The organism is Mesorhizobium sp. M3A.F.Ca.ET.080.04.2.1, from assembly GCF_003952525.1.
Taxonomy (GTDB): Bacteria; Pseudomonadota; Alphaproteobacteria; order Rhizobiales; family Rhizobiaceae; genus Mesorhizobium.
The window spans coordinates 2,046,504-2,070,722 of the sequence record NZ_CP034451.1; the positions used below are offsets into that span (position 1 = coordinate 2,046,504).

General features: G+C 60.6%; 18 protein-coding genes. 7 read left to right on the plus strand and 11 right to left on the minus strand.

The annotated features are described in order from the left end of the window. Nucleotides 1–207 precede the first annotated feature (207 nt). The 5 genes from EJ074_RS09915 to EJ074_RS09935 all read right to left on the minus strand — a co-directional run bounded on the left by EJ074_RS09915 (nt 208) and on the right by EJ074_RS09935 (nt 7,955). Nucleotides 208–2,376, minus strand: coding sequence for a PQQ-dependent dehydrogenase, methanol/ethanol family (locus EJ074_RS09915; protein WP_165349904.1), 2,169 nt, complete (start codon nt 2,374–2,376; stop codon nt 208–210). A 270-nt stretch (nt 2,377–2,646) separates the two neighbouring features. Beyond that, the gene (locus EJ074_RS09920) at nt 2,647–3,939 is read right to left on the minus strand and encodes a polysaccharide pyruvyl transferase family protein (protein WP_129553203.1); all 1,293 of its coding nucleotides are present in this window, start codon (nt 3,937–3,939) and stop codon (nt 2,647–2,649) included. Continuing rightward, on the minus strand, nt 3,936–5,279 hold the full coding sequence (locus EJ074_RS09925; RefSeq protein ID WP_129553204.1) for a DUF4038 domain-containing protein: 1,344 nt from the start codon (nt 5,277–5,279) through the stop codon (nt 3,936–3,938). The genes EJ074_RS09920 and EJ074_RS09925 overlap by 4 nt, the downstream gene beginning before the upstream one ends. Nucleotides 5,280–5,296: 17 nt before the next feature. Next, nucleotides 5,297–6,730: a DUF4214 domain-containing protein gene (locus tag EJ074_RS09930; protein ID WP_129553205.1), complete on the minus strand. Its 1,434-nt coding sequence runs from the start codon at nt 6,728–6,730 to the stop codon at nt 5,297–5,299. Between the two features lie 157 nt (nt 6,731–6,887). After that, nucleotides 6,888–7,955 carry an acyltransferase gene (locus EJ074_RS09935; RefSeq protein WP_165349905.1) on the minus strand — a complete coding sequence of 356 codons (1,068 nt, stop codon included), beginning with the start codon at nt 7,953–7,955 and terminating at the stop codon, nt 6,888–6,890. Nucleotides 7,956–8,346: 391 nt separating this feature from the next. On the opposite strand from EJ074_RS09935, the gene EJ074_RS09940 reads away from it, so the two are divergent. Further along, the gene (locus tag EJ074_RS09940) at nt 8,347–9,813 is read left to right on the plus strand and encodes an oligosaccharide flippase family protein (RefSeq protein ID WP_129553207.1); all 1,467 of its coding nucleotides are present in this window, start codon (nt 8,347–8,349) and stop codon (nt 9,811–9,813) included. A gap of 109 nt (nt 9,814–9,922) precedes the next feature. Here the strand turns inward: EJ074_RS09940 and EJ074_RS09945 are convergent, their stop codons facing one another. The 3 genes from EJ074_RS09945 to EJ074_RS09955 form a co-directional block, all read right to left on the minus strand. Beyond that, nucleotides 9,923–10,891, minus strand: a complete 969-nt coding sequence (locus EJ074_RS09945) for a glycosyltransferase family 2 protein (RefSeq protein WP_129553208.1) — start codon at nt 10,889–10,891, stop codon at nt 9,923–9,925. A gap of 141 nt (nt 10,892–11,032) precedes the next feature. Beyond that, entirely contained in the window at nt 11,033–12,211 is a 1,179-nt protein-coding gene (locus EJ074_RS09950) for a glycosyltransferase (protein WP_129553209.1), read from the minus strand. Between the two features lie 63 nt (nt 12,212–12,274). Then, nucleotides 12,275–13,546 carry a glycosyltransferase family 1 protein gene (locus tag EJ074_RS09955; RefSeq protein WP_129553210.1) on the minus strand — a complete coding sequence of 424 codons (1,272 nt, stop codon included), beginning with the start codon at nt 13,544–13,546 and terminating at the stop codon, nt 12,275–12,277. Nucleotides 13,547–13,737: 191 nt separating this feature from the next. Between EJ074_RS09955 and EJ074_RS09960 the strand changes: the two genes are divergently transcribed. Further along, a complete protein-coding gene (locus EJ074_RS09960; protein ID WP_129553211.1) occupies nt 13,738–14,868 on the plus strand; it encodes a glycosyltransferase family 1 protein in 1,131 nt (376 codons plus the stop codon). Here the strand turns inward: EJ074_RS09960 and EJ074_RS09965 are convergent. Beyond that, the gene (locus tag EJ074_RS09965; RefSeq protein WP_245454866.1) at nt 14,861–16,045 is read right to left on the minus strand and encodes a glycosyltransferase; all 1,185 of its coding nucleotides are present in this window, start codon (nt 16,043–16,045) and stop codon (nt 14,861–14,863) included. The two genes, EJ074_RS09960 and EJ074_RS09965, sit on opposite strands and share 8 nt — an antisense overlap. Before the next feature lie 295 nt (nt 16,046–16,340). Between EJ074_RS09965 and EJ074_RS09970 the strand changes: the two genes are divergently transcribed. The 3 genes from EJ074_RS09970 (at nt 16,341) to EJ074_RS09980 (ending at nt 19,111) form a co-directional block, all read left to right on the plus strand. Beyond that, nucleotides 16,341–17,213, plus strand: a complete 873-nt coding sequence (locus EJ074_RS09970) for a glycosyltransferase (protein ID WP_129553213.1) — start codon at nt 16,341–16,343, stop codon at nt 17,211–17,213. A gap of 74 nt (nt 17,214–17,287) precedes the next feature. Beyond that, a complete protein-coding gene (locus EJ074_RS09975; protein WP_245420506.1) occupies nt 17,288–18,538 on the plus strand; it encodes a polysaccharide biosynthesis/export family protein in 1,251 nt (416 codons plus the stop codon). A gap of 342 nt (nt 18,539–18,880) precedes the next feature. Beyond that, complete coding sequence (locus tag EJ074_RS09980) at nt 18,881–19,111, plus strand: hypothetical protein (protein ID WP_129553214.1); 231 nt, start codon at nt 18,881–18,883, stop codon at nt 19,109–19,111. Nucleotides 19,112–19,172: 61 nt separating this feature from the next. Here EJ074_RS09980 and EJ074_RS09985 read toward each other — a convergent pair whose 3' ends face one another. Then, complete coding sequence (locus tag EJ074_RS09985; RefSeq protein WP_245454818.1) at nt 19,173–19,973, minus strand: sugar transferase; 801 nt, start codon at nt 19,971–19,973, stop codon at nt 19,173–19,175. 172 nt (nt 19,974–20,145) lie between these two features. Further along, the gene (locus EJ074_RS09990; protein WP_129553215.1) at nt 20,146–21,978 is read right to left on the minus strand and encodes a GNVR domain-containing protein; all 1,833 of its coding nucleotides are present in this window, start codon (nt 21,976–21,978) and stop codon (nt 20,146–20,148) included. A gap of 183 nt (nt 21,979–22,161) precedes the next feature. Here EJ074_RS09990 and EJ074_RS09995 point away from each other — a divergent pair, with 183 nt between their 5' ends. Continuing rightward, entirely contained in the window at nt 22,162–22,539 is a 378-nt protein-coding gene (locus EJ074_RS09995; protein WP_129553216.1) for a hypothetical protein, read from the plus strand. Nucleotides 22,540–22,690: 151 nt separating this feature from the next. Beyond that, the gene (locus tag EJ074_RS10000; protein ID WP_129553217.1) at nt 22,691–24,211 is read left to right on the plus strand and encodes a phosphomannomutase/phosphoglucomutase; all 1,521 of its coding nucleotides are present in this window, start codon (nt 22,691–22,693) and stop codon (nt 24,209–24,211) included. Nucleotides 24,212–24,219: the final 8 nt, after the last annotated feature.

Below are 24,219 nucleotides of genomic sequence, written 5' to 3' on the forward strand. Positions count from 1 at the left end.
TTCGCAAGCGCCCAGAGTCGCGGAGAGGCTAGTTGGGCTCAAAGGAGCGAGCGAGAACGCCAATGGGAGATCGGCATGCCCAGTTGGACGAAAGCTGGCAACCGGCTACGTCTTTCGGGTAGCGCGCTCCTAAACCTTTCGGAGGATGCGCGTTGGAAACTTGGAAAGGAGGATTCGGTTTCGGTCTCTGGAATGCATTCTGCAAGGTCACAATCCGAAAACAAAGAGGGCTCGTCCAGATGCGATTGCTATTTCCTGATGGCCGTCGGCAACAAACGATATGGGAGCCGCTCGGGTATCGCCATCAATCGACATGCGCCAAACCTCCCGACCCGTAGCGGAGTCGAGCGCGAACAACACTCCTGCGGAAGCGCCAAAAACCAATCCGCCGGCAGTCGCTAGAAGTCCGCCGTAACCTGAGTCCTGTGCATAGGGAGAATGGAATTCCCACCTTTTCTTCCCGGTCGCAGCGTCGAGTGCTCGCACGAACCTCATCGGCGGAGCGACCGTCGCGGCTCCGCTGCCTACAAACAGTCCACCCTCCCCACGCTCGACGCCATCATCGGATTTCGTAAAAATCGATGCCGACTCTGTCGCCGGCACGAAAAACAAACTTTGACTTTGATCGAAGGCCGGATTCGGCCAGTTCGTTCCGCCGCTTCCTGGCTTTATGAGACGTCCTGAAGTGGAAGCGCCTTCAGGCACAATTGGCCGTCCCGCCCGATCCAGGCCATCGGTCCAATTCTGCTCCACAAAATTTACGCCGGTCAGGAATTCGCCTGTAGCCCTATCGAGCACATAATAAAACCCATTCCTGTTTGCCCAGCAGATCACCTTGCGCTTGACGCCATTGATCGTTAGTTCGGCAAGGATGGGCGTCTGATTCGAATCCCAATCATGCTCATCATGCGGCGTGAACTGGAAATGCCATTCGAGCTTGCCGGTACTCGCCCGCAGCGCGATCACACTGTTGGTGAACAAGTTGTCACCGGGGCGTACATCGTGATTATAATTAGGACTTGGATTGCCCACGCCCCAGTAAAGGAGATCGAGCGACGGGTCGTAGCTGCCCGTCACCCATGTTGGACCGCCACCGGTACGCCAGGCATCGTTCTTCCAGGTCTCGTGCCCTGGTTCACCAGGACCGGGGATGGTATTGAATTTCCACTTCTCCTTGCCTGTCTCAGGATCGTAGGCCGCCAGGAATCCGCGGATGCCGAATTCGCCACCGGCGACGCCGACGATGACAGCCTTGTTCACGACCAAAGGTGCCCCCGTCATCGTGAACCCTTCGGAGGGCTTGGCCACCATGGTTTCCCAGACTTCCTTGCCAGTGTTGGCATCGACGGCGACCAGAACGCCGTCCAAGGTGCCGATGAAGAGAGTGTTGCCAAGTACAGCAAGCCCCCTGTTGACCCGGCCACAGCACATCGGCAGGTTGTCGGGAATAGGCCTGTCGAACTTCCAGATCACGCTGCCTGATTTTGTGTCAAAGGCGACGATGCTGGCCGGCGGCACGCTGGTGAAGAGCGTGCCCCCGACTACGAGCGGCGTCGCCTCCATGACACGGTCATTAGTGTCGAACTGGCCAACCCAGCGGACATGAAGCCTCGACACATTTTCCTTTGTGATTTCGGCTAGCGGCGAATATCGATGACCGTCCAATGATCCCGAATAGGTCAACCATTGGACCGAATTCGGGGCTAGCAGGTCGTCGCCCTTGACGCGGATATCAAGTCGACGCGCGCTGTCGTCGCTCTTGGCCGAAGTCTTGGCCTGAAGTGATCTGATATAGCCAACAACTCTCCAACGATTGTCGAACGACAGATCGGCGTGGGATGCCATGGCACTCTGAGGAATCCCGTCGCGCACGACCTTGTAGATGGCCAAGTCGCTGTCGCCGTGTCTGAGCGGCCGGTCAAGTAGCGGAGCGTGAGCCCCTGATCCATCGTGACAGGCCGTGCAGTTCCTGCGAAATATCTCTGCGCCAGCACTAAGGTCTGCCGAACTGACATAAGGATTGCTGACCGCAGCATCCAGCGAGCGCGCCTCCGTCACCGTCGTAGTTAGTACGAACCCACTTGACGGCTTCGTCATCTGGAAGAGCTCGCCCCAGGACAGATCCGGGACACCCCCGACCGCCTTGCGGCCGTAAAGTTCCAGCCGCCAAGTCAGCGAGTGCCAAAGCTTCGTGCTGCTCACCTCTCCTTCACGCAGCTTATCGTATAGTATGATTCCGAAAACTATGGCAGCAAGCAGCAATATAAATAAAGGCCTGGCCAGATATAGTTTGCGATTAGTCGCTGCGCCCATAGCATTATACCATTTCAGGGAGCTGCTTGCGCCTTGGGCATTTGCATCGAGGATGTCGGACACAGCAGCCGCCGGGGAAAATCCCTCTGCCGGGGTCGTGATTGAAGTCAGGGCAGCGCAGGGTCGAAGCTGCACGGCGATCTGTGTGAATCCGCGAATACCGCATTTCCGATGCATACCGCGAAATGTTGAAATTTTCGGAACAAAGACACTCGGTCAGGGACGAACGGCATTGCCCCACTCTTGCCCGCTTCCCGATGCCATCTTTTCTACGAGAGGTTCCTGGACCTTGGGCAGGTATCGATTGCTTGTCCCACCTCCGCACGGCACACCTCAGCCGACCACCCCCGAGAGAAGGCGCAGTTCCTGTCTCTCGATTTGGTCCCTTAGTTCGACGAGCCGCTCACTTATGGCCTGCTCGCATTTTTCCAGGTCTGCCGCCAACCGCGAAAACTGCGCAATGAGCATGTCGACATCGAATGTTTCGACATTTTGACAGTACTCACCCAAGCCCATTTGCTCCATCAGCACATCATTCTTGCTGGCGTAGCCAAGTGAGATGGTCGGCCTGCGCAACTTCAAGGCACAGACGATGTTGTGGAACCGCGTGGCGACGACGACGTCGGTGAGCGCGATCTGCCCCATAACATCGTCGAGGGATTTGACCTGTTCATGGGCCAGCTTCGAGTCGGGTCTGAAGCTCCTCACGGCGGCCAGAACGGCATCGACGGCAATACTGTCCTCGTCATCGCCGGTGAGAAGTCTGACTTCGTGTCCGCTGTCCAAGAGGTGAACGACGAAAAGAGCCAGCTTGCCGATGTAGCGCGAAAAGATCGACTGGCCACCTTCGGCAAAACCATACCAGCCACGATAGGCCATGACGCCCACCCCCACCCTCAACACCTTCGGATCGGTTCGGCGGGAAGGGGTCGGCACGGGCAGGCCAAAGGCCAGGTCTGGATAGATCGCATCTGCACGGCTGTCGCACCCGGCGCGCTCCATGAACTGCCTGGATTGGAGATCGCGATAAGACCGGTAGTGACCCAGCCGCGCCGCCGATATCATCAAGAAGCGGCTCAGCCGGTTCCTGATTGGCCCTGCCCCGATGCTGACGAAGGCAATGCGTGTGCCGGCGAGCCTGGCAGCCAAGCACCATTTCAGAATGTCGTAAGGCATGCCGGCAGGCCGTTCGCCAAAATCATCCAGTATCCCGGTGCCCGGGAAAATCATCACATCCGCCTTGCGTACGTGCCTGAACGCTCGCGCAAAATCAGCGAGCTTTCCTGGGATTTTCAGGAACAGCCGGTTTATTTTTCCCGCCAGGCCGTTGACCGGGCCTTTCCGCCGTATAGGCAAGGTTTTGATGCCGAACGCTTGCCTGACGATATCTGGTTCCCGGCAGATGCATGAAAGTTCCGCCTCCGACCGCTCTCGTCTCAGGAACCCGATCATTGCCTCGAGCGAACCTTCATTGCCGAGATTGCCGCAGCCGAAAAGACCGAAAAGAGCTATTCTCTGACGTGTCCTGCGCCGCCCTGTGCCTTGTCGGCCTGTGGGAGAAACCGACTTGACCTCGTCGGCAATCACAAGGCTTTCAAAACGATCGGCGTCATTCGTAGCGGTCATTGGCTTTGTACCGGCGAACGAAGTTCCAGCAGCCAATCGGCGTGATCGCCTCTCGGCGGCGCGAAATACCGGACATCCGCGGAAAATGGGGATCCAGCCACTGTTTCGCTCCGTCCTGTGGAAGGATCGATCCAGCGAGCCGAGACCTGCGGCCCAGCGAGCCTTGCAAGATCGAGGGTGATGCCCCTCCCGGAGGTCAGATAGACGACCGCAAGCGAACGATCCGTCGTCCGCGCCGATAGTGTACGGGCGTGGTAGCCGCCCTGTCCTCCGACCAGCAAATCATTGCCGGTGTCGGGTTCCAGTTGCCACCACCTGATGGACGAAAAATAGTCATGCAGGATCTGCATGCTCCGCGCGCCGGGCGTGTCGAGCGCCTTTTGCCACGTCATGTCCACCGGCCAAAGGCCTGGACCGCCGAAATGCCAGATCGGGTTGTTGCCGTAGAGGTGCCCGAAAGCGCCCGACAGGATCGCCTGGTAGGCCTGGACGCGGACCCGGTACTGGTCGGCGCCGTGTTCGAACTCATAGGCGCTCTCGATCAGGAAGAAGGGCATGCCCCTGCCGGCATCGTACTCCCTGGCCGCTGCCGCATAGACGGGACCATAGGTGTAAACGTTGTTCACGCTGAGCCAGGGCTGGTGACCCCAGAAATCCAGAGGGGCCGTTTCCGGGGCGCCGTGGACCGTGCTGAGAGCGTCGGGATCCTCTTCCATAATGCCTCTAGCGAGGGCGCTCACCAGGTCCTTGCGCGCAGGATCGTAGTCGCCGCCATTGACCCACATGATGTTGTTGAAACGCCGGTACCGACTTCCGACCAAACGCCCATAGGCGGCGAGTCTTCCCGCGCCGGCAGTTGCCATTTCCTGATACCACCCATCGGCATCGCCGCCATATCCGAGATAAGCCGGAACGAGGAGCACAAGGAAACCCAGATCGCATGCCTTCTGCAGGACGCGATCGGCATGCGCGAAATATGCCTCGTTCGGCACGACGAAATCTCCGCCCTGCGCAAATGGCCTCTCGCCATAGGCGTTTGCCGGCGCATTGCGGGAGAAGCGGTGCTCGAGAAGGTTGACCAGTATGGTATTGAACCCGCGCGCCTTGCGGTCTTCGAGATACAGAAAAGCTTCCTTGTCGGTCAGATCGGCGATAAGCGACCAGGGCGAGTCACCCTGCATAAAGAACGGGCGGCCATTCTTGTCGACCGGATAGCTCTTCCTAGCTTCGACCCGCAGCGGAAACTGCGTCCCGCCGGAGCTTTCGCATGCCCAGCTTCCGATGGAGGCGACCGCGAATGCGATGACGGCCATCAGCGCAGAGGCGAGGCGCATTGCCATGATGCCCACTTTTCCTGCTAGCCCGGGGCCGGCACCGCGGAGGCTTCGCGGGTAGCGGCGTATCTGGAGTTGAACTCCGCCGAAGTGATGATGCCATAGGCCACCATCTCCCGCGTCATGGATCCGGCACGCAACTGAGTGACATAGGTCTCCAGCCCGTATCCGTCCGCGCCGCGGCCCAGAAGCAACTGAAAGAGGAAATTGATGTAGGCGCTGTCGGTCAGGCCAAACGTCGCGTATCTGGATTCGAAATCATCCGTGCGCATCATTTCCACGATCATGTCCGCAAGCTTGCTGTTTCCGCTTTCCAGGGCTACGGACCACCGCTCCACGCTGGCCGCATCGCCTTCGCGGCCCAGTATGAGGCAATAGACGAAGCTCGCCTGCCTCACATGGACGGGCTTGTCTGCGGCCGTGGTCTGGGGATCGCATTCCCGACGCGGCTTGAGCGGCGGCTGCGGGCCGCGGATCAGATCGCGCACCGTCTTGTAGGCTGGCTTCGGTTCGCCAGCCCTCCAATTGCCGTCGGATGCGGCGGCGAGCCTCACCAATCCCATCTTGGCCTCGAAGCTTGGCGCCCAGTAGGTCTCGTCCAACAATTCATAAATATGACCGGCCTCGACCTTGTACTTCTCGCTGAGTTCGCGAAGGCGCGTCATTGTCTGCTTGACACCGTCGGCCTGCTGCCGATCGCCGCGCTGACTCCCATAAGGATTGTTGAATTCTGTGACCCAGATCGGCTTGCCGTAGCCGGCAATGTCGCGGAAGGCCCATTCCGGATCATCGCCATACATGTGCCAGATCGAGATGTCCCAGGCGATTCCGTCCTGTTTCATTCGCGCGAAGGCGCCGGTGTGGCCCCATCCGGCGGTGCCCATCGCCTTCCTGATGCCCGGATCGACCTCCGTCATGCCTTCCGACAGCCCTTTGAGGACGGCGCTTACCTTCACCCAGCGCGGCCCGTAGTAGTCGAGAGCCTCGGTTCCGCCGGCAGGCCCCCATGCACAGGGGTATTGGGTTCCGTCGTCGCGCTTCTCGCAGGGCTTGATGATGGCGTAGGTCTCCATCTCGTTGCCGAGTTCCCAAGCGCGAATGTCGTCCTTGAACCTGCTGCCGAGGGCGATCGCCATTTTCCGGCTCTTCCCGTAGAGCTCCTGCGGGCTATCCTTTTCCAGATCGATGCCCCCAGGCGTGATGACGGGCAGGATCTCGATACCTCTCGTCTTTCCGGCATCGACAAGTGCGGCAAGCTTATCGACGTTATCCTCGCCGGTGACGTTCACCCTGTAGGATTTCAGGCCGAGATCCTTGAGGTAGTCGAGTTGCCTTTCCACCGATATGCCGGGATAGGCGGTTATCGGATGTCCGTTGACCCCCCAGATGAGATCAGCGGAAGCAGGCGCGACGGTGGCCAGCAGACAGGCTGCGGCTGCTGCGAAACGAAAGGACATGGCAAGGGCCCTCCCTGCCCGTTTCAAATCAGGCTGGATAGTCGGGATTGCGTTCATGGAAAGCAATTTGCCCATACGGGTGAATGAAGTGCCCGCACTACCGCTTCGGACGTAACCCTGTCCCGGGGCTGCATCGTTATGGCAGCCGTCGGTTGGATTAGCTTGGCAAGTTGCCAGCCTCGAGAGGCCCCCGGCTCCGCTGGCGCTTCAGGGTCTTCCTGATGAATTCCAGAATTGGTTTTTCCATCAGCAGATGCGTCAGCACGCCGACGATGATGCATATGGATATGATCGCGGGAACGAAGGGAACCTGCGAAACGCCTCCGACAAACGTCGACTTGATTAGCCAGCCATAGCCCAGCATGACGAAGATGTGAGTGAGGTACAGCGCGTAAGACGCGTCGCCGAGCAGTACAGCCGCTCGGCCCAGCCTAGACCGCGGCCGATCGACGTTGAGAAAAGCCGCCACGATCAGAGCGGCCGGAAGCCCCCAGAAGATGACCCGAGACGCCTCGGACAAACCTTCGGGAGACACCGCGACGATCGAAGCCACGATTATCGCGAGAAACCCAAGCGCCCCGACAACTGCCGGGACTCTCCATTGTGCGCCGGCGCAAAACAACACAGCCAAAACGATCCCAAAACAGAATTCCAGGACCAGTGGGCTGGAGACGAAATCAGCGAATATCGGATTCTGAATCCGCCCCCCAAATACAACTCCGAGGATCATAACGATCATGGCCGATATAGAAGTGAAAGGCATTTTTCCGATTGCGAGGCATATCGCAAAGATAAGATAAAAATATATCTCGTATGAAAGTGTCCAGGCGACGAAAACCAACTTATCTCCCGGCAGGAGAAATACCGAATTTAATATCGTAGACGACTCTATGTGCCTATTTCGGAGAAATCCGACCGCCGATATTGCAACGATGGCGACGCTGCAGATCCAGTACAATGGGAATATGCGTGTTGCCCTTTTGACCATGAAATCCTTCGGGGAATCCGGGAGTCGACCAGGCGGAAAGCTCACATAGACCATGATGAAGCCGCTGATCACGAAGAACAGATCGACCCCTGCTCCACCCGATTTCGCTATCCAGGGAGGAGTGAAGCGCCCCGCCGATCCATAGGACATCTCAAGGGTATGACGGACGATCACCGCGAAGGCCGCAATAGCGCGAAGCATCTGCAGTCCATACAGTTCGCGGTCCCGCCTGCTCATCACATTTCCTGGCATGTCAGAACAAGATGCTGACCCTAGGCGCATCGTGCGGCAAGGCAACGTATCACTCCGGCGGGGCGTGCTACGTCGTATGGCTATTGCATGGCCGGGGCAAGAACCGAACAAGGCGGGTGACGGGACGATGTCCAAGACCGCCCATTTCGGGTCCTCGACGTGCGGGCGAATGATTTTGGATAGCCGAGACCCCTGTTTCTGAACGCGCCGCCCTATCTGCTCGCGCAGGTGCTGTCAGGCAATCTCGTCAGGCTCAATCAAACGTCGGACCTACGTCCTTTTGACCGCTACTCCGCGCAGGCCATCTGTGGTCTTTCTGCGTGTCTCCGACCGGGACCGGTGGCGCTGTCCGTCGCCGCCGACATTCGGGATGCCCATGAATATCGTCAGACGCGCACTTCTGCTGAGTTCAGGCGAACGCTACATCACGATTGCGTTCAATTTTGCCACAATCGCCGCTGTTTCCCGCATTCTGACCCCTGTTGAAATCGGCGTTTCGGTGATCTGCCTGGCGATCCTGGGCATGGCGATGTCGGCACGCGAATTCGCCAGTTCCAGCTTCATCATCCAGCGTCCTGTTCTGAGCCGCAGGGACATTCGCGGAGCATTCAGCTTGATGCTCACCGTCTCGTTGGGGATCGCCGCCTTCCTGGTGGCAGCCGCCCCGGCATTGGCGTCCTCCTTCGAGGAGTATGAGTTGGTTCCCTACCTGCGGCTAGTGTCCGTTTGCGTGGTTGTCGATACGGTGGCCATCCAGGTGATCGCTCTGCTCCGGCGGGAAATGGCTTTCGGCAGGGTCGCCCTAATAAACGTTTCCGGAGCTGCCGCGGCAGGAATGACGACCGTGGCGCTGGCGCTGGCGGGGTTCAGCTATATGAGCTTTGCCTGGGCGTGGCTTGCAAGCAGTGTCGTCACATCGCTTCTTGCCCTTGCGCTATGGCCACACTTCTGGATGTTCAAGCCGACATTCAGCCAATGGCGCGGAATGACTGCCTTCGGCGGCTACAACGGTGCGATGGTGCTCCTGTCGAAAGGATACGAGGCGCTCCCGCCCTTACTGTTGGGCCGGCTAATATCGCCAGGAGCGGCCGCATTGTTCAGCCGCGGCCTCACGGTATGCCAGATACCGGACAAACTAATCCTCGGCGGCGCGATGTCGGTCGTCCTTCCCGCGTTCTCGCGGTCGCTGAGGGAAGGCAGCGACCCGAAACAACCATACCTGGGCGCTCTTGAATTGATCACTTGCCTTCATTGGCCAGCGCTGCTGGCACTTGCAGCGCTGGCCTACCCGACGGTGGATACATTGCTTGGCCACCAGTGGAGGGAGGCCGCCCCGCTGGTGCAGATCATTGCCGTCGCGTCGCTCTTTTCCTTCAGCTTCGAGCTGAATTATCCGGTGATGGTTGCAATGGGTTCGATCAAGGACATGTTCCTGCGGACGCTTATCGTCGTTCCTGTCTCGATCGCAGTCATGGCCACAGCCGTCCTGTCTGCCGGACTCCATGGCGCCGCATTGAGCTTGATGGTCATCGTGCCGTTTCAGGCATTTGTCTCCCTCAGCTTCGTGCGCCGACGGCTTTCCATCAAATGGCGCGAGATTGCGTTCGCCGTCCGCAGGAGCGCGGTCGTCGCCGGCGCAAGCATGGTTGGCTCGCTTGCCGTTCTCATGGCCAATGGCTTCAGCTTTCAGCTTTCGCTGATCCAAGCGCTCTTTGCCGGCGCGCTCGTCGCGACGGGATGGATTTGCGGCCTGCTGGTCACCCGTCATCCACTGCTGGACGAAATGGTGAACGCGCTGCGGATCTTCCGCCAAGCGGCAACGCGAGAGCGGTTCAGTTTTTGATCGTGTCCTGAACTGCCATTTCAGGCAGAAAGCGCCGCAAGCCCGTCGTTGAACGGTACCGTCAGGCCAGCGAATTCGATTGCGGCAATCCGGGGCTACATGAGCGCGTTCATCGCGACGCGCCCGACATGACTGCCGCCATGCGGCGGAGGGCGCCCTGGGTGCGGAACAGATAATCGACGGGGGGCAATATGGCCAAGGTCGGATCTAGCCCGAGGCTGTAACGTAAGAGGCTGAGCCCTGCGGACAGCTTGCCCCTGTAGAAATGCGATGCCGCCGACCAGAAGGCGGTCGCCGCGATCTGCTGCATGGCAGTGCGATGCAGGCGTTTCGAACCGGGTATGTCCCAGCCCTCTCGGCAGAAGAAGCTGTTGAATGCCGCCTCGCGCTCCTGAAGGTCGCTCAGGCGGTCATGCCACAGCACGCTCAGTTGGTTCGTGACGTGCATGCGCTGCGATACAAGCGCTCCGCGCAGCCTTGCGACCGATCCCATGCTGGCGAGCCGCATCACCATTTCCAGGTCGTCCATATGTGTGAGATTGGCGCAATAGTAGCCCACGGATTTCTGGACAGGCGTCCGGACGAGAATTGCATGCGCCCCGGAATTTTCTCCGGCAGCAGCGCAGCACTGCCTGATGTAATCGCGTCCGCTCAAAAGACTGCCGCCCTCAGGCAGCGGGTCCAGTTCAGGCGGTATATCGCCCATGAACGGCTGCGAACTGGCCCCAAGGACGAAGGTCGCTTCCGGACAGCGTTCCAGAATCTCCATGCCGCGCCGGAGGGCGCCCGGCACAAGGATGTCGTCGGCGCACAGGATCATGAAGTAGTCAGCCCGCGCCCGGTCGATACCCTCGTTGAAAGAGGCATGAGGCCCGAGGTTGGTCTCGTGGCATACAACCTCGATCCTGCGATCCTTTTCGGCCAGGCGACGAGCCACCTCGACGCTTTTATCGATAGAGGCGTTGTCGATGATCAGCACCCTCAGATCGTCGACATCTTGGCTGACGACGCTGTTCACGCATTGGGGCAGATAATGCGCGTAGTTATAGCACGGAATGATGACGTCGACGCTGGTCACTTCATCTCCTGCTGCCTGATCTCGTTGGTGATGGCTGCCGGGTTTCATGAAAGCAATGCATAAGCTCCAGTGCGGCCAAGTATAAGACAGCGTACCAGTCACGCATTTCGGCAAAACGGTTGGGTAGATACGACATTAGGCCTAGGGTATTTGATGTCCCGCCTGCAGATCGTGCAGTGCTGCATTTGCAGTGGTGTGCGCGGCCAGCAAATCCTTCCATTGCTGCAGGAACCGATCCTTGGTTGCGGTTGCCGCCGTGTCGCGAAGAGATCGGCTCGTTTGGGCTTTCTCCTCCGGGCTTCGCGAAAGCGCTTTCCACATCGCGCCGGCAATTGCCGGGGGATGATCCGGCCGAACCTGCAAGCATTGGCCGCCCACCGCCTCCACCAGCGCACTGTCGGCTGACACTATCGGCAGCAATCCCATATAGGCGGCCTCCAGTGCCGGCATCCCGAAACCTTCGAGAAGGCTAGGCAGCAGGAAAGCCTCGGCGTTTGCGTAGAGCCAGCGTAGCTGTGCATCCGGCACGAAGCCCATGAGCTTCACTCCAGGAGTGGCTCTGGCAAGCTCCGCGATCTCCGCATGACCATCACCGCGCGACCCGCATAGCACATAGTCTATCCCCTCGCGATGGAAACTGCCGTCCCGATAGGCTTTAAGGGCGGCGATCTGGTTCTTGCGGGTTTCGAATGCGCCGACCGTGAGAAAATAGCGGCTGCCGACGCCAGGGACCTTCTCCGCCGAGCCGTCGAACAGTTCGGTGCGTAGGTACAGGGGGATGGTCCGCAGGAAACAGAAATCAGAGCCGAAAAGGGACCTGAACTGCTTTGCCGAGAAATCGCTGACGAAGACGAGTCCCGGCTTGACGCGCCGGATCTTCTGATAAGCAAGTTCGTAGTTGGCGCTGGTCCGTTCGTCGTAGAGCTCGCTATGCGTCAGCGGCCCGACATCGTGGCACAGGACGATATCGTTGTCAGTCAGACGTGACCTGAGAACATAAAGCGGATCCAGAAACAGCCGGAAGCCGCACCTTTCGACCTCGTCACGGATCAGCAGAAACTCGCTATCCTGCAGCCAGTTGATTTCCAGCATCATGAGCCGAGCCACAATCTTGCGGACCAGGCCTTCGGGAGCGAAGGAACCCAGCCGCCAGTAGCGGATCCCGGCCCCGCCAGGGACGAATTCCCGCGTCAGATCCTTGGCAATGTGATAGGCGCCAGTCCTGTTCAGGATCGACAGCGAGTTGTCGAAAAGAACCGTCCTGGAGGAGGCCTGTCCGCCCGCGGCGTCCAGTCGGTTTGGATCGATCCGCTCATTCATGCTGCCCTCCTGGATCAAGTCCGTCATCCACTGGGGCGCGAGAACGTGGCTGCCCACGCTGCGTCAACCGGCGACCTCCTCGAAATCGGCGTCCACCTGCACCATCAGCTCGAGGTATTTCCAGGCGATCCACCGCCACGAATAGCTGCTTGCCCTAGCATGTCCCTTGGCTATCAACCACTCTCGCAGCGATGAGTTGTTCATGAGCTGACGGATCTTCTCGGCCCAGGAATGGACATCCTCGGGGTCGGCATACAAGGCCGAGTCGCCGCAGACCTCCGGGAGGCAGGGCGAGGTCGAGGCAATGACGGGACAGCCCGACGCCATTGCTTCGACCGCAGGAAGCCCAAAGCCCTCGATGCGTGACGGAAACAGGAAGCACAGAGCGCCTTCGAGCGCCTTCTTGAAATCATCATCCCCGATGCGCCCGAGGAGGACGATATTGGTCGGCAGTTTCGGGACGTAGCGAAGGATCGTGGTTTCGTCGACGTCGCCTGGCATCCAGAGGTCGAGACCCATATCGTCGAGAAGTTGGGCCACCCTGGCGAGAAGTCCCATGTTCTTGTATTCCTGATCCCGCCGGCCAAGGCAAAGGACATAGGGCCTGCCGCGATCGACGCTCAACGAGGATCTTGCTGCATCCCATCTCTTCGCGTGGTCGCTGCCATTATAGGTGACGACGATGTTTTCATCCGGGGCAATGCCGAATCCCACCAGATGGCTTCGCGACAGCTGCGAGACGGTTGTGATGCGGGCCGCCCGCCTGCCGAGCGCGGGCAGGATAAGGCGGTGCGCCCATCGGAAACCCCGTCCATAGCTCGCCGGCATAAGCCTGGTGTGCATGTCGTGAATGCATGCGATCTGGCGCCTCACCAAGACGGGAGCGAGATTACAGAAGCTCAGCAATCCACCGGGCACGTGCCTGGGCAACTGCGCCTGCACCCAGAATTGCGGGAGCCGCGGCTTGCTGAACTCGGGAACGACCCGCACCGGGATGGCGTCGAGTTGGAGCGGTTCGGAAAGCGGGCGCGGCGCCACAAGATCGATCTCGAGGTCGCGAGCGAGCGGATGCCGCTCCGAGATGAGCGCATCGAGCGCCATGGTCACCTCGCGGGCATAACGGGCCACTCCGTTCGGCCGAAGCGTCGTGAAATCTCCGTTGACGGTCCAGCGCCGTCTTGAGGTTTTCTGTTCGGCCCACCGCCAGCCGGGATGCCCGATCAGGTTTTCGGCGTTCTCGGCAAGCGACCTCGTCAATGGTATGCCGGCGCGATGCCCGTTCCACTGTTTGGGGTTCGATGGCAGCTCCGTCGCGTCGTATTCGAGTTTTGCCATGCCCCTTCCCCGGTACTTTCGGCGCCCGAGCAAAAGACTAGCATTCCCGGCGACAGCGAGGTCCTCAGACGTTTGAGGTAGAAGGCGCATCCCATCTCGCCCATCCGAATGATTTCCGCTTAGCCGGATGACCCGATGGCCATGGTGACCCGGCGTCCTCGCCGCTCCAGACTGAAGTCGAAGGGGGTGCCATGGCACGGCGCTGGGCAATCAATGGACGTTTCCTGTCTCAGTCGACGACAGGCGTGCAGCGCTATGCGCGCGAGGTCGTCCATTGCCTCGACACGCTGATCGCAGAACAGGTGCCTCTGGCGCGGGGCCTGGAAGTCGCACTGCACTGTCCGCCGGAATCGGAGGAGATGCCGCTGGCTTGCATCGGTCGCCGCGAGGTCGGCCGCGCGAGCGGCCATGTATGGGAGCAGACGCAATTGCCCGCATCGCTTGCCGGCAGCGGCCTGCTCAGCCTTTGCAACACGGGACCCTTGCTTTCGCGAAAACATATCGTCTGCATTCATGATGCGAATGTCTGGAATGCCCCGCAAAGCTACTCGCTGGCCTTCAGGAGCGCCTATAGGGCTTTGCTGCCGTGCCTCGGCAAGTCCGCATGCAGCCTCTCAACCGTTTCCCACTACTCAATGGGCGAGTTGGTCCGCCGCGGCGTCATCCCCGCGCAACGGGCTTTCGTGGCTCCGAACGGCCATGAGCATGCCCTGCGATGGAACCCTGAACATTCGTCGGCGACACGAAAGGCAGCCTCGCGCAACACCATCGTCATGGTCGGCAGCACGACTCCTCACAAGAATGTGGGGCTTGTCCTCAACATGGCTGGGCGCCTAGCCGAAGCCGGGCTCGAGATCGCCATTGTCGGCATGTCTCAGCCGCACGTCTTCAAGTCGGGACAAGCCAGGATCGATGCCCAAAACGTCCATTGGCTGGGCCGTATCTCCGACGGCCAGTTGGCGGCATTGCTGGGAGAGTCGCTGTGCCTGGCCTTTCCCTCGCTCACGGAGGGCTTCGGCTTGCCCGCCCTCGAGGCGATGGCTCTCGGCTGCCCGGTGGTGGTTTCCGACCGAGCGAGCCTTCCTGAAGTCTGCGGCAGCTCGGCGCTGTTTGCGCCTCCGGACGAACCCGACGCCTGGTTCGACTGCTTCATGCAGCTCCACAATTCCCATTCCCTGCGCCTGCAGATGATCAGCAAGGGGCGGGCGAGAGCCTCGGCATACAGCTGGAGGGCGACGGCCCTGCGCTATCTCGAAGCGATGGCCGCCGCCGACGGCATCGATACGCAGACCAGGATCGTCAGGGTTCGCGAACTCACCTGATCTCGTGCAATGCCTGGACGGTCGCAAGCGATTCCAGGATGGCGCGGTCGAAGTTCTCTTCGGAAAACCGTTCCGCATTCCTGGAGCAGGCGCCGGGCGCGATCGCGAGGCTGTTCTCCTCGAACAGTTCGACCGCATCCTTGAGGTGATCGACCGTCTGGGCCTTGAACAGTACGCCCGTCGGCTCCGGCGATGAGCCGAGGCGGCGCACGATGTCGACTGCCCCGCCGCGGCCGAAAGCGATCAGTGGCGTTCCGCAGGCCTGCGCCTCGGCCAGGGCTATGCCAAAGTCCTCGCAGCCCGCAAAGACCATCGCCTTCGCGCGCGCCACGGTATCCACGTAGTCCTGCCGGGGCAGGTAACCGGAAAAACTGATGTTGGGGCCGGCAAGCGCGCGCAGGCTGGCCGATTGCTGCCCTTCGCCAACAATCACCAGGCGCCGCTGCGGCATTTCGTTGAAGGCGCGGATGACCAGGTCCGTGCGCTTATATGGAGCCAGAAAGGATGCCGAAACGTAGTAGTCGTCCTTATCCTCCACGCAGGGTAGTTCGGCGAGCGCAACCGGCGGAAAGACGACGCGTGCGTCGCGTCCGTAGATGTGCTGGATCCGGGAGCGAACGTAGGTCGAGTTCGCCAGCATCAGGTCCGGACCGTGCGCGGTCCTCGTGTCCCACGTCCTCAGACGATGGAGCATGTACCGGTAGAGCATACCCTTGGGCCCGAAGCCAAGCCGCCCCTGCTGGAGATAGGAAAACTGCTCATCCCAGGCGTAGCGGGCGGGGCTATGCACATAGCAAAGATGAGGTTGGTCCGGCCGCGTGATCACGCCACGCGAGAATGCGGCTGAAGACGAGATCACCGCGTCGTACCCAGTCACGTCGAACTGCTCGATCAGAAAGGGACAGAGAAAGAACAGCGAGCGGTAGAATTTCTGCACCATCGGGAGCCGATTGGCCGCGGAGGTGTGGAATTCCACGTCGCGAAAATACTGTTCCTTCACCTCCGCAGTCAGGAAATCGAAAAGCGTGAAGATTTCAGCATTGGGGAACTGCTTGCAGATTTGCGCCAGGACCCGTTCGCCTCCGCGGAAGTTCGGGCACCAGTCGTGAACGACGGCTATCCTTGCTTGTCTGTCGACGCGAAGCTCCGGCGCGTCGGGGAGTTCGTCGATGGGCATCTCGATCTTGGCGGCGACCGCCAAATCGGAAGAGCGTTCGTGGAGCATGGATCCTCTCGCACCAATAGACCCCGCAATCTCCGTTCCACGGAACGCTTCGGGCAAGTTGTCCGATCGGGTATCGACTGCTTCGCGCGCATGCTTGCCTCATCCTTATGGCTGGGACGTTCACCGGCGGGAATACTCCGAAAGCCTAGGCCCGGAGGTAGGCCCGGCTGGTTTCGTCACCTTTTATGCATGCTGTTTCGCTCCGCTGATCGGTCTAGCCTCGTGCAAACCGACGCGTGGATCGAGCATGAAACTTGCAGTGATCATCCCGACCCTCGGCCGCAAGGAACAGCTCGCGCGCTTGCTTGCCTATCTGGGCGGCCAGACGAGGCTTCCCGACGAGGTCATATTGTCGGCGCCCGGCTCCGCGCATGTCGAGCTGCCGGAAAGCTGCCCTTTCGCCTTGTCGCTGGTGTTCGGGCCGGTGGGATTGTGCGCACAGCGCAACACCGCTCTGGCATCCTGCCTGGGACGGTTTGACGTCATCACATTCTTCGATGACGACTTCGTTCCCTCCGCGGATTATCTGGAGCAGGTCGAGAAGGCGTTCGCGGAAAACGGCGGATGGGCCGTGGTGATGGGGCACGTCGTCAGGGACGGAGCCGGCAATGCAGGCCTGACCTGGCAAGATGCCGAAGCGGCGCTGCGCGAGGCCGCGGGCAAAAGACCTGACGAACCATCGGTGGTCGACCATGTCGGCGCTTACGGGTGCAACATGTCCGTTCGCTGCTCGCTCGTTGGCGATCTGCGCTTTGACGAGCGCCTCGTCCTTTACGGCTGGCAGGAAGACATTGATTTCACCAGCCAACTGAGAGCCAGGGGCCGAGTGGTCTGTGTGACGTCGATCAGAGGCGTCCATCTCGGCATCAAGACAGGACGCGTAAGCGGAGAGCGGTTCGGCTACTCCCAGGTCGCCAATCCCATCTATCTGATCAGGAAAGGCTCCGTTCCAGCTTCTTTCGTGCTTCCGCTGATGTTCAGGAACATTGCGGCCAACCTCGCAAAGAGCCTGCGGCCGGAGCCCTATGTCGACCGCAGGGGCAGGTTGAGAGGCAACATGCTGGCGATCCGCCATGTCGCCATGGGACGGATCGAACCCGAATACATCCTGAAGATCTGACGGTGGACACGACAATGCGGAAATGGATGATAACGGCAGTGGCTTCACTCGCGGCGGCCGCGGGTGCTTGCACGATGCCTGCGAAGGCTGCCGAGTATCTCCTCGGCCCGCAGGACAAGGTCCGGCTCAAAGTCTACGAATGGCGCGCATCGCGCGACGTGTTCTTCGAATGGACGGCGCTCAACGACGATTTCACCGTCGGCGCCGACGGCACGCTCTTCCTTCCATTTGTCGGCCAGATACGCGCGCAGGGAACCGCCCCCGGCGATCTTGCCCGCGCGATCGGCAGCCGCCTGATGCAGCAGATGGGTCTTGGACGGCCGCCGGATGTCGCCGTTGAAATCGCCCAGTACAGACCGTTCTACGTAGTCGGCAACGTCGCGCAGCCGGGCGAGTTTCCGTACAGACCCGGACTGACCGTGTTGCAGGCAATGGGTGTCGCCGGCGGCTTGCGGACACGCGACGAAGATCTGCCGAGGCTCGAGCGTGAAGTTATCGCGGGCCAGGGCGACGTAGATCTGCTGGCGCAGTCCAGCGTCAGCCTGCTCGCCCGCAAGGCGCGGCTGGAGTCCGAACAGGCCGGCAGCGACGAGATCTCCTTCCCCCCAGAGCTGAAGGAGCGGGCTTCCAATCCGACGGTCGCGGTGGCGATGGAGCAGGAGCGCAAGATCTTCGCCGTCCGCAGGGATGCCATGACGACGCAACTGCGCTCCCTGCGCGAACTGAAGGAGTTTCTGGAAAAGGAACTGGATTCGCTCGGCCAGCAGCTGACCTTCCGAGACAAACAGATCGACCTCATCCAGAAGGAACTCGCCGGGGTCTCGACGCTGGTGCAGAAAGGGCTGGCGGTGGCGCCGCGGGAGCTGTCCCTGGAGGGTACGCTGGCCCAGATGCAGAGCGACAAACTGGTAGCCGAGACCTCGCTGTTGCGGGTGCGGCAGGAGATAAGCAAGACCGACATCGAGATCCTCAACCTCGGCAATCAGCACGCCAACGAGATCGCAGGCGCCTTGCGTGAAACGCAGCAGCAGCTCAATGAAATCACCAGCAAAGCCGACACCGCGGTGCAACTGCTGCATGACACCGAGGTCACGGCCCCTGCCCTGCTTGCCTTGAGGGAGCGTGCGCAAAGTGCCAAGCCCGTCTTCAAGATCGTCAGGACGACGGCAGGCGGGTCGGAAGAACTCGCGGTTGAGGAAACGACCCCGATAGAGCCGGGCGATACCGTGAAGATCGAGATTCCCAGGCCGAAGTCCGGCTTGGCCGCCCTGCCGGCAGCCGGAGGCATGCAGGCAGAGACGCTTCCGATTCAGGGAACCAACTGACCGGCGTGGATGATCGCGAGGGCGGCCGATCGTCGTCCGCCGGGCGTCGTCGATTATCGACCCAAATATCACCGCGCTTGCGATAGCGAGCGGGAGACTTCCTCTCCACAATTGAACTGCCCTGGCCACACTCACCAAAAAAGTGCAGGCAGGTTGGCGATAGGCAGGGGATCATTCAACCCCGGCACTTGCCATGCATTTTGAGGCCGCATATCAGTGCATTCGATCGCTTTCCGCATCAGCGCACGGGATTCGCCCGACGGCAAATTGCAATAGCCGGGTACCCCTGCCGCAGCAGGCCAACGGTCCCATGTGGTACCCTAACTGGAGATGTCGGTGCTCATGAGTGTAGTCGCTGTATCGGCGGCAGGCGTTCTGATGGGGCTGCGCTTCAAAGCTCCCGCCCTGATCGCGGCGACTGCGCTGCTCGTGATCGGCAGCTTTGCCTGGAACGGCCTTGGACTGCCCGGCTACGTCACCGTAACCAGATTCCTCGTCCTGGCGTTCGCGCTGGCCTGCGCCTATATCGTCGGGCTTTCTCTGGCCGCGCGTTGGAGGCGGAACGAGCGGTGACTGAATCGCGGGCGCCGGAAAGCGTCACGCTCCATCGTTGCTAAACGTTGCCGGTGCGGTCTCAGGACGCCCTGTCGAAGCGCATCACCGCGAACACGGTCCTGACGAGGATCGTGAGGTCGAGCCAGACTGACCAGTTGCGCACATACTGGCTGTCCAATGCCACGCGGCTCGGATAGTCCACGCTGCTTCTGCCGCTGACCTGCCATAGGCCGGTTAGCCCCGGTCTGGTGCGGAGATACTCCCCCGCGTGATCGCCGTAGCGCTTCAGCTCGTCGTGCACGATAGGTCTTGGGCCCACGCAGCTCATGTCGCCCCTGATGATATTGAATAGCTGGGGAAGCTCGTCCAGGCTCGACTTGCGAAGCATCCAACCGAGCCGCGTGACGCGAGGATCGTCCCTGATCTTGTGGGTCTCCTTCCACTCCATGCCGGCATCCGGATTGGCCTCGAGATATGCTTTGAGCACTTCTTCCGAATTCATGACCATCGAGCGGAACTTGTAGCAGTTGAACGGCTTGCCGCCGAAGCCCACCCGGCTGTGCGAGAACACTGCCGGACCTCCTGCCGTTATCTTGATAAGCAGTGCAACGACGATCATCACGGGCGTGGCCAGGACCAGCGCTGTCGTGGCTATGACCAGATCCATGATCCGCTTCGAGAGCCCACCCAAAGGAGGGTTTGTCGCTCCTGTCCTGAAAGACGGCGACAGGTCCGTCAACACCGCCCCGGCGTTGTTGGGTTCGGACGCCGAAACAGCATGCGCGACCGCCGGCCGGCTGTCGGCGGTCACCGGCAGAAATGGCGGGACCCAGATGCCAGGTCCCCTATGCGACTGCTTCTCGAAGGCGTTGGTTGTCATGGGCCGGTCGCCGGTTCGAACTTGTTCGCGTTAATGTTCCAAGCCCAGGGCCAGCGGGCAAGGACGGCAAAGGTGGTAGCGCAAATGCTCCGGGGCTATCCCCCTAATCCCAAGGAATGATCCCCTCGACGCTTTGGCGACCTCGAAAAAGAAAAACATAGAGCAACCCGTTTCATGCCTTGCGGTGCGAGAACGTCATCGTCCGGGCTCGCGCCAGGAGCACACCAAGAATGGGCGTCCTGCTGGTCTGCAGCATCCTGGTAAGATCCTTGAGCGTCTCGAGGTGCGTCTTGCCCCAGTCGGCGACCATAACGACGCCGTCCAGGATCGAGCCGACCTTCAGCATGTCGGGCCCCGAAGCAAGCGTGGGCAGGTCGAGGATGACGACGTCATAGGCGTAGGCGGCGAGATCGCAGGCGGCCAGGTCCGAGAAAAACGCCTCCATGTTCTTCGCCGCCAGCAGGTTCTTGGCATCCACCACCGAACTTGGAAGCAAGTCGAACGGGCGGCCCGGAGTGCAGATGATGTTGAGCCGGACGAGATCCTGGCAGGGTCTGTCGAGCCCGCTCGACGGACCGAGCAGTCGCGTCGTCATGGTCGGTTGCCGGACGTCGGCATCGATCACCAGGGTCTTCAGGCCGGACATCGAATAGAGCGTGGCAAGATTGCTGGCGACCGAGCTCTTCGAGCCGTCGTTGGACACGGCAGTCAAACCAAGGAACTTGATCGGATGATCGGTCTCGGAAAGGCTGATTTCGGTCCGCGCTTTCCTGAGGCTGTGGCTGTATCGGGAATGCGGATGCCTGAGCACCTCATCGACCCGACCGGTCTCCCTGCCCCTGCCGATGTGCGGCAGTTCTCCGACACATTCGACGCCCAGATTGTCACGGATGTGCCGCGGCGATTTTATCGTCCAGTCGAACGTATGCCGCACAAAGGAGAGCGCGATTCCGAGAATGAGCCCGGCGACGGCCGCGAACACCAGGATCAGCTTCGGCCTTGGGGCGCTCGGATAGAGCGGCGCGGTGGCGGCGGTGATCACCCGCGCGTCGGCAACCGGGTAGGATTGCTGATTCACCGAATTGGTATAGGCCTGCAAAAAGCTTTCATACATCTTCTGATAGGTCTCGGCGGTCGTCTCGAGCTCTTCAAGCGTCGGGACAGCGTTCGCCTCGTCTTCCGCCGCTCCCTCGCCATTGACGCTGTAGTCGTGCCGTGAACGGAACTCCTGAGCCTTCGCCATCGCCTTGTTCATCTGGGTGCGAAGCTGCTCGAGACGCGTCTCCAGCCACGCGCCGCCTTCCTTTGCCGCTTCCGCCTTGGTTTCGATCTGCTCACGCACGAAGGCATCGGCCGTCGCGTTGGCGATGTTGGCTGCGGCTTCGGGGTCGAGGGCGGTGAAGGATATGTCTATGGCGTAGGAAACGCCGACCCGGCGGACGTCGAGGCCGTCTCGAAAGATCGACATCGCGCGCCGGCCCTTTTCATATTCGGTGAGGGTCGCCGGCGTTTCGCGAATGCTCAGACCGAAATGCTCCCGAAGCCAGCCGAAGCGCGCGCTATCCCGCAGGCCGACAGCCTCGACCAGCATCGCTTCTACCTTCCTGAACCGGTCCAGGAGCGGCGGAGTCTGAGGCCGGTTGAACTTCTGGTCGTCGACGAGTTTCAGCTGGTTGAGAACCATCGCCGCGATCTTTTCCGACTGCATCACCGCGATCTGGCTTTCAACCTGGGCGGTGTCCAAGGACAGGGTCACCTCGCCGCCGTCCTGGAGATGCTGCGGCAGCCTCGGCTCGATCAGGATCTGCGTGCTCGCCGTGAAAGCCGGGTCGGTGGTTGAATTGTAGAACAAGGCCACCAGGAATGCCGCGACCAGCGAGGCAACGATCGTTCCGACATAGCATTTCAAAAATCCGGTTATGTCGGAAAGACCGATGAACTCGTGACTGGCGGAAGCCAGCTGGTCCGTTGCCGAGGGCCATCTCTGGGGGAACATGCGGTCCATTCAATGTCTCCTGCCGGCGCAGGTCGCAATCTTGCGCGCCTGCCGTCGAGATGCAGACGATCCCTGGTCTCCGGCTGATATTTTCATTGAAGGCTGAGGCCCCGCGATCCCAGACTGCCCGAAAGAGACTATCCCCGGCTGAAGGAAGGTAAATGCCGCCAATTGGCGTAGGACCTACACCCTATGGGAATCGAGAATGCGCGACAGCCCTGCCCGAGCACCGTCTACAAGCGCGATCTGTTCTTCCAGAGATGCCTGTCTTACCCGGTTCATCGCCAGAGTCCGCGCGAGTGCATCGACCTTGGCGGACAGGCGCTTGGAATCCTCGCCGTTGTCCATCGCCTCCAAGGAGAACGCTGCGCATTGCTCCATTCTCTCACCGGACGACTGGAGTTCCGCGGATTCGCGCCCGATTTCAGACCGAATGCCCTCGAGAAGGCGAGCCAGGCGTCGGAAACGCCTTTCATCGACTGTCTCATGGAATGCGATCAGCGGCATTTGCAGGCCAGCTTTCGTGAGAGCCTGAACGGGACGCGCACCGTTCAGGATACGAACCGTTAGAGCCCGGACGAGATATCCTTTCGGCCATCGGCGGGCATGCACCTATCGGATGAGGCGGTGCCGGGCTATCCGAATTCATGAAGCGGCGCGCGACCGCCAGCATGATAGGACTTTGGGGTAATGACTGGGCGGCAATTGCGGAGCAGAAGCCGTGACCCTGAACATTGTCGGCCAGGCCAAGCCGAATTCATTCACCTTCGAGACCAGCGCTCTCATAAAAGCCACTGGCTTTCGCGAATATGACGCGCGCTGGTGGTTCGGCCATGCGGGTTCCGAGAAAGAGCCCGAACTCAACCTGATGGGCGTGCAGGCGCTCGGCATGGGACTGGGCACGCTGATCCGCCGAATGGGCGTAGGTCCGGAGATCGTCACCGGTCACGACTTTCGCGGCTATTCCATGGCCATCAAGATGGCGCTGGTCTGCGGCCTGATGGCGGCTGGAGCGCGGGTCAAGGACATCGGCCTGGCGCTTTCCCCCATGGCCTATTTCGCGCAGTTCGCGCTCGACGCTCCCTCGGTGGCCATGGTCACGGCCTCCCACAACGAAAATGGCTGGACCGGTGTGAAGATGGGAGCCCAAAGGCCCCTGACCTTCGGCCCGGAGGAAATGACAGCCCTGAAAAAGCTCGTGCTGGATAGTGATTTCGATCTGGTGGGCGGCGGAAGCTACGAGTACATCACCGGATTCCGCGACAGATACATCGAAGACCTGACCGCCGGGAAGAAGATCAGGAGGAAGCTGAGGGTGGTGACTGCCTGCGGCAACGGCACCGCGGGGGCCTTTGCGCCGCAGGTGCTGGAGCGCATCGGCTGCGAGGTCATCCCGCTGGATGTCGAACTCGACCACACGTTTCCGCGCTACAATCCCAATCCCGAGGACATGCAGATGCTGCATGCGATCCGGGACAAGGTTCTCGAGACGGGCGCCGATCTCGGGCTCGGTTTCGATGGCGACGGCGACCGTTGCGGCGTGGTCGACAATGAGGGCAGCGAGATTTTTGCCGACAAGGTCGGCGTCATGCTGGCGCGCGACATTTCCGGTCTGCATCCGAACTCCGTCTTCGTGGTGGACGTGAAGTCGACCGGGCTTTTCATGACGGATCCCGTTCTCGCGCAAAACGGCGCGACGACGGATTACTGGAAGACCGGCCATTCCTACATCAAGAGGCGTGTTGCCGAACTCGGCGCCATGGCCGGCTTCGAGAAATCGGGACATTTCTTCTTCAATCCGCCGATCGGGCGCGGCTATGACGACGGGCTCGTCACGGCGATCGCAGTCTGCGAGATGCTCGACCGCAATCCAGGCAAGACGCTTGCGCAGCTTTATCGCGACCTGCCGTTGACCTTCGGCACCCCGACCATGTCGCCCCACTGCGCCGACGAGGAGAAATACGGGGTGGTCGCGAAGGTCGTCGGAGACTTCACGAAAATGAGGGAGGACGGGATCGAGTTCGCCGGGCAGCCGCTGGCTGATCTCGTCACTGTCAACGGGGTGCGCGTCGTTGCCCAGGACGGCACCTGGGGCCTCGTCAGGGCCTCGTCGAACAAGCCCGAAATCGTCGTCGTGGTGGAGAGCCCCGTCTCGGCTGAACGACGTCGGGAGATGTTCGAGGCTCTCGATGCGGTCCTGCGCCGCAATCCAGGGGTCGGAGCCTATAACCAGACATTCTGAGGGAACTG